Consider the following 12,173-nt stretch of genomic DNA (forward strand, 5'->3'; position numbering starts at 1 on the left):
GACTTGCTACAGCAGGCCAGCCCTCGTTTCCCTATCGTGGACGCCTCCATTCCTCGGACTTTCCTAGATGTTCTACGTTTTGCTCGCCTGTTTCGGCTGCCTGAGTGGCGTCACCGCCGTGCTGTTTGGATTCGGCGGCGGCTTTGTCGTGGTGCCCTTGATCTATCGCCTGCTGGTTTCAAGCCACGCAGGTGACGTTATCGGAGAATCGGCGATGCACATCGCCGTGGCCACTTCCACCTGCGTCATGATCGTCAACGCCCTGGTTGCCACTCGAAAACATCACCGCGCCGGACAACTGCTTCGTCATTACTTGTGGCCATTCGGCGGCTTCATCGCCCTGGGCGCGACCCTCGGCGCAACGGCCGCCACCTGGATGAGCGGCGAGATTATCCGCTACGCCTTCATTGCCTACTTGGGCCTGACCATTTTGGATTGCCTGCTGCGGCGAGGTTTTCTGACACGCGCCAGCGATGCCATCCCACGGTCATTGTCGACAATGGAGACGACGTTCGGTGGTACTGCTGTCGGAATCATTGCCACATTCCTGGGTGTCGGTGGAAGTGTCATGACCGTGCCGCTGTTGCGCCGGTGTGGCTTGAACATGTCCCAGGCCACCTCCATGGCCAACCCGTTGAGCGTCCCCGTCGCCCTGGCCGGCACCTTTACCTACATGGCCTTGGCCAGCTTCACTGACACAGACTTCGGCCCATGGTTTGTCGGTTACGTCGACCTACTGGCCTTTGTTGCACTCATACTCGGCGCGTTACTGGGTATTCGCCTGGCAACGCCGTGGATCGGGCGGATACCGGATCGCCTGCATGCGCGAGTGTATGTGGGGTTGTTGATGGTGGTGATGGGGGGGATGTTGCTGGGGTAGGGGCGTTATTGACCCGCCAACCCCGGCGCTTCCCGGATAATGAAGTGGTCCAGGTTCTCGATATTGGCACTGAATACCCCGAACGTCTGCTCGGGGTTTTTCTTGCTCGGCACCTGCTTCAACTTCGGCGTCACGCCATAAAAGAAGCAATACAACGGCGCGTCACTCTCGATGGCGTGCTTGATCTCTGCCAGAAACGCTTTGCGCTTGCGGTAGTTGTCGATCAGCTTCTTGCTCAGGTAAACGTTGACCGAGTAAGGCTTCTTCTTTGTCTCGCTCGGTTGCTTGACCCAGACCTTCTGTTCGAAATCGATGCGAAAACTGGCGCTGTGATAGTCCTCGATTTTCTTGATCTTGCCCCAATAAATCAGCCCTTTGTTGTCCTGCAAGAACTCGATTTTCTTGAAGAAAGAACAGTAGGGCGCCGTGTGCTCGCCAATCTTCAGTGGCATGCGCTTGAGCAGATCCTTGTCCGCGAAGTTCGACACGAAGCACTCCACCGGATGGGCGAAGACATGGGTCTTGTCGGGCGCCGAATCACGGCTCGGGTGCTCGTCATGCCTGGCGATCGAAGGCACTCGCTCATCACGCAACACGTCCGCGTCCACCGCCGGGCTGGACGGCTTACGCACGTATTCACGTCGAACCAGCAACAGCTCCGAAGGGAAATGTTCCTCCCGACCGTCATCCGATTCCGCACCATCCACTTCCAGGCCCGACGCCGGTGCTTTCAGGCTGACATAAGGACAACCCTCGACATGCCGCGTGCTGGGGATGTTCTTGAAATGCGGCGTACGCACGTAGTTCACATTCTTGGCGTTGAACGTCCCCAACACATTCGCCGCATCAAATGCTGCCCGGCAGTCGTCGTTGGGGCATTGGAACTGTTCTTTCGCTGAATCGAACGCCACCGTCTCGTCGAAATTCAAATCGCGCACGTCATAGATCGACAGCTTGTCGTCGAGGCTGCGGCAGTAGGCGAGGTCGAATTTCATGAGGGGCTCGGGTCCTTGAGTGGGGAAGGGTATTAATAGCGGGAGGCGGGGTGGGTTGCACTGACTGTTTTCAGCTCAAAGTAAATATGTAGCAGTGCCGACCATGGACAAGGCCCGAGACGTTGCTGATATTCTTCCAGCACGACTCCGATCCTGTGGCGAGGGAGCTTGCTCCCGCTGGGCTGCGCAGCAGCCCCCATTTCAATATCACCAACAAAAACCACTGCCCGAACACAGACGACAGCGTCGCAATTACAACTCGCTTCACCACGCACGTGCATAACCGGAACTATATTGCCGGAAGTGGAGGGGTGAGCCACGACAATCGGAATTATAGTTCCGACTATGTTGGACAAGCCTGCTTCTGAAGCGAGCGTTGCTTACGCTGTGAGGCATTGCGAAGGCCAAGGTTGATGACAAGGGGGATCGAATGAGTGATGACGCAAAATCCGTAGGTACGCGTGCATGGCAGGGCGACAGGGTGATGATCACTAAGGCCGATAAGCCTCCTCTGGATCTGCTACCTCATGCTGATACGCCTCAGATGCGCAAGCCAGGTCGGTTGAAGGGGAAGATTCGGATGTCGGCGGATTTTGACCGCACCCCCGGGGACATCATCGAGGGTTTTGAGGGGCGGCCGTGAGTTCGGACGAATTTTCCTGATTTGAGGTTTCAGCAGGCAGCTCAGCAATGCAGGCTTTGTCGAACTCCCGCATAGTGGCCGTGTCGATAGCGCCGATCTTCAGCAGCGCTTCAGCCGAGTTGTGAATCGATTCGAAAGCTTCACTTTTGTATTTTTCAGCCATGGCACATCTCCAAAAATCTCGTTCTTGAGCAACTCAACGGGAGCCTGCTCGTGATCTTAAAAAACACAGTAATGAAGCCCGCCGCTAAATTGTGGCGAGGGGATTTATCCCCGCTGGGCTGCGCAGCAGCCCCAATTCGTATTGCCAACAAAAAACCGCCGCCCGAACACGGACGACGGCATCTCATCAACAGTCAAAACCCCCGCAAAACCGCGACGCTTTCCGCCACCAGGATTCATGCTGATTAAACGGATCATCCACCAACACCGCCGGCATATCCCGCAAACGAATCCATGGCTCATCCTGCCAGTGCAGCATGCAGAGCGACATCTTCGGCCAATCCAACACGCTCAACGTAGGACGCTCCACCTTATGTGAGCAGCGTTCATCCCGCAGCGTAGGCACCACCTGATGCGTGATCCACTCACGCAGCAACCGATACTCAGGGCAGTAATGATAAACCAGCAACGCATAAACGCCCGACTCGCTCAGCATCAGACGTTCTTCGGTCAAACCGTGGATATGCACGAGCATCATCCGACGCTGGTCAGGGTCAAGCTTGCGGGTCATGCGCTCATCGAGGTGCTTGCTCATCAAGCGTCCCAAGTCGGAGGCGCTGAACCAAGCCTGATTTTCAACCAAGAGGGCATGCAGATGAATATTGTGTCGAATAAATTGAGTCGGAATCAGCGGATCAGACATGACAGACCTCCAGAAGCGGCTGTGCATGAGCTGACGAGCGGGTGGGGCTGGTTACCTTCATCGTGAAGGTTAGATTTACAGGCATATCCTTTACCTCTGGCTGCTTTCTTAGGGCATTCGTTAAGGGTGTCGGGAGCTAAGAAACCCACCAGAGACGGGCCGGACATATTCCCCTTTCGGGTCTTGTATTCGCCCACTCCCGACCTAACGGGGAATTTTTCGTAGGCGTTGGAAATCCGCAGACGAAAAAAAGCCGCATGACTGTCGGGTGCGGAGAACCGCTCTGGTTTTCGAGTTTCTTAGGCTCAGAGCGAAGGCTAGAGAAATACACTACGATGGTCAAGGGAATAGCATTGTGAAATGCTTAAATTGGTTGTAGGGTTGGCTTGGCAAGCCTTGATGGCACTATGATTTCCTTACAATTTTTTTACTTTTTTCGATAACAGTTGTGGTTATGCGTGATAGTAGAAGTCGGTAGTGGTTAACAGCTTTTCTATTTTTAAGATTTGAGTGGGAAACATGAGAGTCGAATCATATACAAGCTTTGATAGGCTAAAAGCATGGTTTCTTCGGAAAACCCCTTTAGGTGGAGTTCGACGCTTGTCAGCTATAGCAGGAGCCATAGCGTCAGATATAGGAACTTCTAGAGAGGAGAATCAAGACCGTGCAGCAATAATGCGCGTTACTGATTTCAGCGGAGAAACGTATACGCTCGTTGCGGTTAGTGATGGCATGGGAGGGATGCAGTCTGGAGGCATCTGTGCCGCAACGACTCTTGCTGCATTCTTTACATCATTTATGGTGCGAAGTAGGGAGGGTATAAGGTTCGATGAGGGCATTATTGAGTCTGCTCTGGATGCAAATAGAGCAGTTTATGATTTATATGGAGGTAGGGGAGGGGCGACACTTTCTGCTTTACTCATTAATGCGAGTGGGAATTGTATTTGGTTGAATGTTGGGGATAGTAGAATATATGGAGTGCGGGATAGTGGTATATTGCAGTTTACAACTGATGATACTATCTCCGGGCAGTTGGGCGACAAATTTGGCGGCTTGAAAAATCGCTCAGAGCTTTTGCAGTTTGTCGGAATGGGGGAGGAATTGGAACCGCACTATTCACTTTTTGGTTTTAGTGATGCTAATCATTTTCTTGTGACCACGGATGGGGTTCATTATCTTGATGAGAAAATCTTGCAAGATATTGCTCTCAATGCTCCCGATGCAGGTGCTTGCTTAAAGCGGTTGGTAGATGTTTCTAAATGGTGCGGAGGAAAAGATAACTGTAGTGCCGTAATGTTTGCTATGAGCGAAAGTTTATTTTTTCAAGATGAATTTGCAGGGCGGGGTGTTTGTGAGGTTTGGGACTCATTTGGGGATCTGCAGTTTTTCTTCGAAGAGAAGCATTTTGAAAAAAAATATGCTCGGGTGGGCGAGAGTGAAGTAAAGGATGTAAAAGAAGGTAAGTCAAAGAGTCGAGCCAAAACAAAGCCAAAGAACTTAAGTGTAGGTAAAAAAGCTCTTCCTTCTTCGTGGGATAAAGTTTTAAAGGAAAGATATGTAGATATTGAAGCTGACGCCGATTATCGCGAAAGCAAAAATAATCCTGAAAAAAATATTGAGAAGACACCGCCGCAGCTAAAAATTTCTTTTCCAGGTAAGGACTAGTCTATGCTTCATCTGCCGGAGCGTTATAAAGAGTTAGGGGACTCCTCAGAGGGAGGGATGGGTACAGTAATTTTTTGTAATGACTTGGTGTTGGAAAGAACTGTAGCTATTAAAATTATCAACAATAAATCCGATCATAGAAGAATGCTTGATGAACTGGCGGCATTGATGCAGGTTCGCTCAAAGCATGTTGTTCAGGTATATGATTTTCTAGAGATCAATGGACGCGGATTGGGAATAGTCCAAGAGTACATTGACGGCATGGATTTATTTGAGTCCTTGGAAGGTAAAAGGCAGTCAACAAATAGTTTTTATAAGGATTTATGGCAGATTGCCTCTGGCATTAGTGATATTCATGATGTGGGAGTTATTCATCGAGATATCAAGCCGAATAATATTAAAACTGATCCTGAGGGTGTGATAAAAATTTTTGATTTTGGCTTGGCGAGAAACGACGGGCCAGAGGCGTGCACTTTAGGGTTCATTGGTACTCATGGATTTGCCGCGCCAGAGCTTTATCATCATTCTGCTGAGTTTACAAGTGCGGTGGATGTCTATGCGTTTGGTGCGACAGCGCTTTTTTTAGGGCTTGGAAGATTGCCAAAAGAATTAGTGCACTCATATAGTCGTGTTGAGAATTCTGATTTTTTTTCAAGCTTATCATTTTATATCGCTCCGGCACTTGTAGATGTGCTGAATCAATGTTTACACCCTGATCCGACTGCAAGGCCGCCTATTACAGTGGTGCGTGATGAGCTGGCGAGACACATATTATATGATATGCACCAGGCGTTGGTTGTATATAAAGGTCAAGCTAAATATCTTGGGGCAAGGCAGCGTACGATTACGCTTAAATTAAATGAGAGAGGAACCATTAATAATATTGGAAATGTAATGATTGAGTACGATGGGCTGCAGTTTAAGGTGGTTAAGGTTTCTGGTGAGGTTTTTATAAATAACGCCGCTGTAGCCACAGGTGATGAGCTACCTGGAAGCTGTGTCGTTGGGTTAGGGAACTCTCAGCGAGAGAGTTTTAATCGTGCATTTATAACCTTTGATCTTTCACATCCGGAGATAGTTTTATGATTGGTCCTCACCGTCAGGGAGATGTAATTGGTGGGCGATACGAGATTACAGAATTTATAGGGCAGGGAGGCATGCAATACGTTTATAAAGCGACCGATTTGGTCATGCTTCGAGATGTTGCCCTAAAGACTCCTAAGAATAGTTCTGCTACTAAAAGGTTTAAGCGTAGCGCAGTTGTTGCAGCTAAAGTAAATCATCATAACGTAGCGAAAACACTAGACTATATTCGTGATGGAGATAATAGGTATTTGATTGAGGAGTATGTCGCGGGGGCTGATCTACAGGTAGCATTGCTGACCAATAACTCTTTTATCGATCCTTATCTTGCTGCGAGGATATTTCATTATTTGGCTAAAGGATTGGCAGCTGCTCATCATGCGAATGTAGTGCACCGGGATCTAAAACCTACGAATATAATGATAGGTGGGGGGTATTCTTTAACTGATATTAAAATTACCGATTTTGGCATTGCTAAAATGGCCGATGAGGAGCTTATTGACGCTGCCGAAGGTGGTGACTCGACCCTAACAACCTCACAGACGGCAGTAGGTGCTTTACCTTACATGGCGCCTGAAGCAATCGAAAGGCCTAGAGAAGTGGGGCCGTCAGCTGATGTTTGGTCAATCGGCGCAATGATCTTTCAGCTCGTTACGGGGCAACTACCGTTCGGTAGCGGATTAAAGGCGGTAATGCGTATTCTTCGGGATCCTCCATCGGCGATTCCGGTGTTTGTTTTGAATAATCCACAATTCAGTCCTCTTGCGAATGATTTGTTAAATATTGCAAATGCATGCATGAATAAAGATCCAGGCGCAAGACCTACGGCGGACGATCTGGTAATGTCATGTGGTCAGCTATGCTATGCGAGGAGTACTCGTGTCGAGGGCGTTATTGGTGAGTTCAACTATCAAGCTTGGGGCTATATTAACTCTAATCGCCAAAGGGTTTTTTTTCATAAGTCAAGTGTGTATGGGCCTAAGCCAATCGTGGATGGTTCGAGAGTTTTGTTTTCCTCATATGCTGGCGGTGGGGCGGATAGAGCTCACCCAGTAGTAATTGTTGATAATTAGTTTGTGGTGAGCTGGATAGGCGACGAGATTTATTTGTTGTTTCTGCTTTCATATTGTATTGCTGTTTTAGAGTGGGTGTGAGTGAGTTGGTAATTGTTATGAGTTTTTGTACAAATAAAAAGCCCTGAATATCTCAGGGCTTTTTATTTGTGTTTAAAATCTCTGTGAGTTTAGCTAGCTGAATCAATCCCAGCTCAAAGCCCCACCCGTCTGATACTCAATCACTCGCGTCTCAAAGAAATTCTTCTCTTTCTTCAAGTCCATGATCTCGCTCATCCAAGGGAACGGGTTAGTCGTGCCTGGATACTCTTCCTTAAGACCAATCTGCGACAGACGACGGTTAGCGATGAACTTGAGGTAGTCCTCCATCATCGCCGCATTCATCCCCAACACGCCGCGAGGCATGGTGTCGCGGGCGTATTCGATTTCCAGCTGGGTCCCTTGCAGGATCATCTGGGTCGCTTCTTCCTTCATCTCGGCATCCCACAGGTGTGGGTTTTCGATTTTGATCTGGTTGATCACGTCGATGCCGAAGTTCAGGTGCATGGATTCGTCGCGCAGGATGTACTGGAACTGCTCGGCGACGCCGGTCATTTTGTTGCGGCGGCCCATGGAGAGGATCTGGGTGAAGCCGCAGTAGAAGAAGATGCCTTCCAGGACGCAGTAATAAGCGATCAGGTTGCGCAGCAACTCTTTGTCGGTGTCCGGGGTGCCGGTTTCGAACTTCGGATCGGAGATCGAACGGGTGTATTTCAGGCCCCAGGCGGCTTTTTTCGCGACCGATGGGATCTCGTGGTACATGTTGAAGATTTCGCCTTCATCCATGGCCAGCGATTCGATGCAGTACTGGTAGGCGTGGGTATGGATCGCCTCTTCGAACGCCTGGCGCAGGATGTATTGGCGGCATTCCGGGTTGGTAATCAGGCGGTACACGGCCAGGACCAGGTTGTTGGCAACCAGGGAATCGGCGGTGGAGAAGAAGCCCAGGTTGCGCATCACGATGCGGCGTTCGTCGTCGGTCAGACCTTCCGGGTCTTTCCAGAGGGCGATGTCGGCGGTCATGTTGACTTCTTGCGGCATCCAGTGGTTTGCGCAGCCGTCCAGGTACTTCTGCCAGGCCCAGTCGTATTTGAATGGCACGAGCTGGTTGAGGTCGGCGCGGCAGTTGATCATGCGCTTTTCATCGACGGCGACACGGGCGGCGGCGCCTTCGAGTTCGGCGAGGCCTTCGGCGACGTCGAGTTTGTCGAGGGCGGCCTTGGCGCGAATGATCGCGGCCGAGTCGCTGGCCGTCACGGCCCGGGCTTCAAGAGCAGCGGCACCGCCGGCGCTGTCGAGGCGGTCCATGTTGGCTTCAGAAGCGTGGCCGGCGTTGGCGCCTTTTACAGCAACTTCGCCGTCTTCTTTGTCGAATTCGTCCCAGCTCAGCATGACGTGTCGTCTCCTGCGTGAGGGCCAGATGCCCGATGAAGGCCTACTGGCCGCGGTGGATCTTGGAAAATCGTTTGTTGCAGCAGCTAACGCAGGCAATAAACAGAAAAATGTACGGGCGATCCTGAAGCGGCTGTGTACGCGAGGAGGCTAGGGGCCCCTGCGTGGGCTTCAGGTTGGCTTGACTCCCTGTAAGGGAATATTGCAGGCCCGTTTAAGGCGGCATTATAAGGACTTTTTTGCCTACGTGCTGCGGCGAAATGGCTCACAGAAGGGGTGGCGAAGGGCATATCCGCGTGGGAGCGAGGGTTTACAAGGCTTTGGCCGTTGAAGATTTTTTTTGCATGAGTCGGATGGCCGTTTTTTTTGATCAAAAAACGAGCGTTTTTTGCAGTTTTGCACTACATGTTGTGTTTATGAAGGGTTTTCAGCGGTTGCAGACACAACCAGGCCCGATCGAAATCGGGCCATGGAAAATGCCAGTATTGATCAATCGGTACGGCTTGAGCCGGTGCGATCGCTGCCATCGGCGGCGACGGTTGCCGAGTCGCTGTGGTCGAAACCGTCGGTGGCGATAGTGGCTGCATCCGTCAGGTTGTAGCGATCGATGGCGGCGGCGGAACCGGTGCGATCGAAGCCGTCGGCGGCGAAGCTATTGGCGGCCAGTACGGACAGGGTCAAGGCGAAGAACAGTTTGCTTTTCATGGTGGTTGCTCCTGGTTCGTTCATACGTTGATCAGCCGTTGGAGCAGCCGTTGCCCATGATGCTGTAGCGCAGGATGTGACGTTGGCCTTTGGAGTCGTCGTATTCCATCTTTGCCGGGACCACTTCGCAGATATTGGGGATTTCGCTCATGGAGATGACTTTGGCGATATCCAGGTGAGTGGAGTAGGTGTACTCCTCAATGGCTGGCTTTTGCTGTGCGACATCGGTCGGGGCCTCGTCTGCCATTGCGGTTGCGCAAAGACTGCCGAGGACCAGAACCCATAAAGCTTTCATCTTTATTTCACCTTTTTTGAGGTCGAATGGGGTCACGCAACCTTTTTGGGGTTGCGTGTGGAGCAAGTTTTGGAAGTTGGATTAACGGCCTTCGTGGGGGCTGTGTTGCGTTAATCGTGTTTGCCGGTTGGCGAGGCGGATTTTAGAAGGTGAGGGTAGGGGTAAACAGACTCGGTTTTGATAAACACTGTTGGTTGATCTGGTAATAATCGTCGTAGGAAGCGGTGGCTGTCTGTTACATCTGTGTTGGATCTACCGCCGTCTTCGCGAGCAAGCCCGCTCCCACAGGGGGATCTGTGTCGCACACAAAGTAGGCATTCACCGACATTCAACTGTGGGAGCGGGCTTGCTCGCGAAGGCGGCATTTACATCAAATGTTGATGTTGACTGACACACCGTCATCGCGAGCAAGCTCGGCTCCCACAGGGAAATTCCTGCTGGCAACGCCTTGCACGTTAGTACCGACATTTTGTAGGGACTTGTTACTACCATCGTCGAATGGTTCTATAGGCCCGCCCCGGGCTACAACGGGACCATACAAAAACAACTATGTCTCCGAGGTAAGAAAGATGAGTGCGGCTTCTCTGTATCCCGTTCGCCCCGAGGTTGCGGCCAGTACGTTGACTGACGAGGCGACCTACAAGGCGATGTATCAGCAGTCGGTCGTCAACCCGGATGGCTTCTGGCGCGAGCAGGCCAAGCGCCTCGATTGGATCAAGCCCTTCACCACGGTGAAGCAGACGTCCTTCGACGATCACCATGTCGATATCAAGTGGTTTGCCGATGGCACCTTGAACGTTTCCTACAACTGCCTCGACCGTCACCTGGCCGAGCGCGGCGATCAAATTGCGATTATCTGGGAGGGCGATGACCCGGCCGAGAGCCGCAACATCACCTATCGCGAGCTGCATGAAGAAGTCTGCAAGTTCGCCAACGCCCTGCGCGGCCAGGACGTGCATCGCGGCGACGTGGTGACGATCTACATGCCGATGATCCCTGAAGCCGTGGTCGCGATGCTGGCCTGTGCCCGGATCGGTGCGATTCATTCGGTGGTGTTCGGCGGTTTCTCGCCTGAAGCACTGGCCGGCCGGATCATCGACTGCAAATCCAAAGTGGTGATCACCGCTGACGAAGGCGTTCGCGCCGGCAAGAAGATCCCGCTCAAGGCCAACGTCGATGATGCGTTGACCAACCCGGAAACCAGCAGCATCCAGAAAGTCATCGTGTGCAAGCGCACCGGTGGTGGCATCAAGTGGAACCAGCACCGCGACATCTGGTACGAAGACCTGATGAAAGTCGCCGGCACCGTTTGCGCGCCGAAGGAAATGGGCGCCGAGGAAGCGTTGTTCATCCTCTACACCTCCGGTTCCACCGGCAAGCCCAAGGGTGTGCAGCACACCACGGCCGGCTACCTGTTGTATGCGGCGCTGACCCACGAGCGCGTGTTCGATTACAAGCCGGGCGAGGTCTACTGGTGCACCGCCGACGTCGGCTGGGTCACCGGCCACAGCTACATCGTCTATGGCCCGCTGGCCAACGGCGCGACCACGCTGCTGTTCGAAGGCGTGCCGAACTACCCGGACATTACCCGGGTGGCCAAGGTCATCGACAAGCATAAGGTCAATATCCTCTACACCGCGCCAACCGCTATCCGCGCAATGATGGCGTCGGGTACCGCCGCTGTTGAAGGCGCGGATGGCAGCAGCCTGCGCCTGTTGGGCTCGGTGGGTGAGCCGATCAACCCCGAAGCCTGGGACTGGTACTACAAGAATGTCGGCAAGGAACGTTGCCCGATCGTCGACACTTGGTGGCAGACCGAAACCGGTGGCGTGCTGATCAGCCCATTGCCGGGCGCCACGGCGTTGAAACCCGGTTCGGCCACGCGTCCGTTCTTCGGTGTGGTGCCGGCGCTGGTGGACAACCTCGGCAACCTGATCGAAGGCGCGTCCGAAGGCAACCTGGTGATTCTCGATTCGTGGCCAGGCCAGGCCCGTACGCTGTACGGCGACCATGACCGCTTCGTCGACACCTACTTCAAGACCTTCAGCGGCATGTATTTCACCGGTGACGGTGCGCGTCGCGACGAGGACGGTTACTACTGGATCACCGGCCGGGTGGATGACGTACTCAACGTGTCCGGTCACCGCATGGGCACGGCCGAGATCGAAAGCGCCATGGTCGCCCACCCGAAAGTCGCCGAAGCGGCGGTGGTCGGTGTGCCGCACGACATCAAGGGGCAGGGCATTTATGTCTACGTCACCCTGAACGCTGGCGAAGAAACCAGCGAGGCACTGCGCCTGGAACTGAAAAACTGGGTGCGCAAGGAGATCGGTCCGATTGCTTCGCCGGACGTCATCCAGTGGGCGCCGGGTCTGCCGAAAACCCGTTCGGGCAAGATCATGCGCCGCATCCTGCGCAAGATCGCCACGGCGGAATACGACGCGTTGGGTGATATCTCCACCCTCGCCGATCCAAGTGTGGTGGCGCACTTGATCGAGACGCACAAGACCATGAACGTCGCCTGACGGTAACCCGTAA

11 protein-coding genes are annotated in these 12,173 nt (G+C 52.7%); 5 read left to right on the forward strand and 6 right to left on the reverse strand.

Features of this window, described 5'->3' with window-relative positions:
* The first annotated feature begins 67 nt into the window (after positions 1-67).
* Positions 68-880, forward strand: coding sequence for a sulfite exporter TauE/SafE family protein (locus AD663_RS05870; RefSeq protein WP_003178813.1), 813 nt, complete (start codon positions 68-70; stop codon positions 878-880).
* 5 nt (positions 881-885) lie between these two features.
* Here AD663_RS05870 and AD663_RS05875 read toward each other — a convergent pair whose 3' ends face one another.
* The 3 genes from AD663_RS05875 to AD663_RS05890 all read right to left on the reverse strand — a co-directional run bounded on the left by AD663_RS05875 (position 886) and on the right by AD663_RS05890 (position 3,383).
* Positions 886-1,875 carry a hypothetical protein gene (locus AD663_RS05875; protein WP_053213424.1) on the reverse strand — a complete coding sequence of 330 codons (990 nt, stop codon included), beginning with the start codon at positions 1,873-1,875 and terminating at the stop codon, positions 886-888.
* 614 nt (positions 1,876-2,489) lie between these two features.
* A complete protein-coding gene (locus AD663_RS05885; RefSeq protein ID WP_053213425.1) occupies positions 2,490-2,681 on the reverse strand; it encodes a DNA-binding protein in 192 nt (63 codons plus the stop codon).
* Between the two features lie 186 nt (positions 2,682-2,867).
* Positions 2,868-3,383: a Bro-N domain-containing protein gene (locus AD663_RS05890; protein WP_053213426.1), complete on the reverse strand. Its 516-nt coding sequence runs from the start codon at positions 3,381-3,383 to the stop codon at positions 2,868-2,870.
* Between the two features lie 519 nt (positions 3,384-3,902).
* Here AD663_RS05890 and AD663_RS05895 point away from each other — a divergent pair.
* From AD663_RS05895 to AD663_RS28195, 3 genes are read left to right on the forward strand one after another with little or no spacing between them, the layout of a single operon-like run.
* The gene (locus AD663_RS05895; RefSeq protein ID WP_157062706.1) at positions 3,903-5,048 is read left to right on the forward strand and encodes a PP2C family serine/threonine-protein phosphatase; all 1,146 of its coding nucleotides are present in this window, start codon (positions 3,903-3,905) and stop codon (positions 5,046-5,048) included.
* Between the two features lie 3 nt (positions 5,049-5,051).
* Positions 5,052-6,134: a serine/threonine-protein kinase gene (locus AD663_RS28190; protein WP_083455106.1), complete on the forward strand. Its 1,083-nt coding sequence runs from the start codon at positions 5,052-5,054 to the stop codon at positions 6,132-6,134.
* Complete coding sequence (locus tag AD663_RS28195; RefSeq protein WP_083455107.1) at positions 6,131-7,204, forward strand: serine/threonine-protein kinase; 1,074 nt, start codon at positions 6,131-6,133, stop codon at positions 7,202-7,204. Before AD663_RS28190 ends, AD663_RS28195 begins: the two co-directional genes overlap by 4 nt.
* 183 nt (positions 7,205-7,387) lie before the next feature.
* On the opposite strand, the gene AD663_RS05900 is transcribed toward AD663_RS28195, so the two are convergent.
* The 3 genes from AD663_RS05900 to AD663_RS05910 form a co-directional block, all read right to left on the reverse strand.
* Positions 7,388-8,635, reverse strand: coding sequence for a ribonucleotide-diphosphate reductase subunit beta (locus AD663_RS05900; RefSeq protein WP_003178826.1), 1,248 nt, complete (start codon positions 8,633-8,635; stop codon positions 7,388-7,390).
* 489 nt (positions 8,636-9,124) lie between these two features.
* Positions 9,125-9,340 (reverse strand): hypothetical protein, encoded by a 216-nt coding sequence (locus AD663_RS05905; protein WP_003178829.1) that lies wholly within the window; start codon positions 9,338-9,340, stop codon positions 9,125-9,127.
* 31 nt (positions 9,341-9,371) lie between these two features.
* On the reverse strand, positions 9,372-9,635 hold the full coding sequence (locus AD663_RS05910; protein WP_003178831.1) for a DUF2790 domain-containing protein: 264 nt from the start codon (positions 9,633-9,635) through the stop codon (positions 9,372-9,374).
* Between the two features lie 569 nt (positions 9,636-10,204).
* Between AD663_RS05910 and acs the strand changes: the two genes are divergently transcribed.
* Entirely contained in the window at positions 10,205-12,160 is a 1,956-nt protein-coding gene (gene acs / locus AD663_RS05915) for an acetate--CoA ligase (protein ID WP_003178833.1), read from the forward strand.
* Positions 12,161-12,173: the final 13 nt, after the last annotated feature.

The organism is Pseudomonas sp. Q12-87, assembly GCF_001269755.1.
Classification (GTDB): domain Bacteria; phylum Pseudomonadota; class Gammaproteobacteria; order Pseudomonadales; family Pseudomonadaceae; genus Aquipseudomonas; species Aquipseudomonas fluorescens_S.

Excerpts from the sequence above, each read along its gene's own strand:
- AD663_RS05870 (WP_003178813.1), top strand. The coding sequence starts at position 68 with ATGTTCTACGTTTTGCTCGCCTGTTTCGGCTGCCTGAGTGGCGTCACC.
- AD663_RS05875 (WP_053213424.1), bottom strand. The coding sequence starts at position 1,875 with ATGAAATTCGACCTCGCCTACTGCCGCAGCCTCGACGACAAGCTGTCG.
- AD663_RS05885 (WP_053213425.1), bottom strand. The coding sequence starts at position 2,681 with ATGGCTGAAAAATACAAAAGTGAAGCTTTCGAATCGATTCACAACTCG.
- AD663_RS05890 (WP_053213426.1), bottom strand. The coding sequence starts at position 3,383 with ATGTCTGATCCGCTGATTCCGACTCAATTTATTCGACACAATATTCAT.
- AD663_RS05895 (WP_157062706.1), top strand. The coding sequence starts at position 3,903 with ATGAGAGTCGAATCATATACAAGCTTTGATAGGCTAAAAGCATGGTTT.
- AD663_RS28190 (WP_083455106.1), top strand. The coding sequence starts at position 5,052 with ATGCTTCATCTGCCGGAGCGTTATAAAGAGTTAGGGGACTCCTCAGAG.
- AD663_RS28195 (WP_083455107.1), top strand. The coding sequence starts at position 6,131 with ATGATTGGTCCTCACCGTCAGGGAGATGTAATTGGTGGGCGATACGAG.
- AD663_RS05900 (WP_003178826.1), bottom strand. The coding sequence starts at position 8,635 with ATGCTGAGCTGGGACGAATTCGACAAAGAAGACGGCGAAGTTGCTGTA.
- AD663_RS05905 (WP_003178829.1), bottom strand. The coding sequence starts at position 9,340 with ATGAAAAGCAAACTGTTCTTCGCCTTGACCCTGTCCGTACTGGCCGCC.
- AD663_RS05910 (WP_003178831.1), bottom strand. The coding sequence starts at position 9,635 with ATGAAAGCTTTATGGGTTCTGGTCCTCGGCAGTCTTTGCGCAACCGCA.
- acs (WP_003178833.1), top strand. The coding sequence starts at position 10,205 with ATGAGTGCGGCTTCTCTGTATCCCGTTCGCCCCGAGGTTGCGGCCAGT.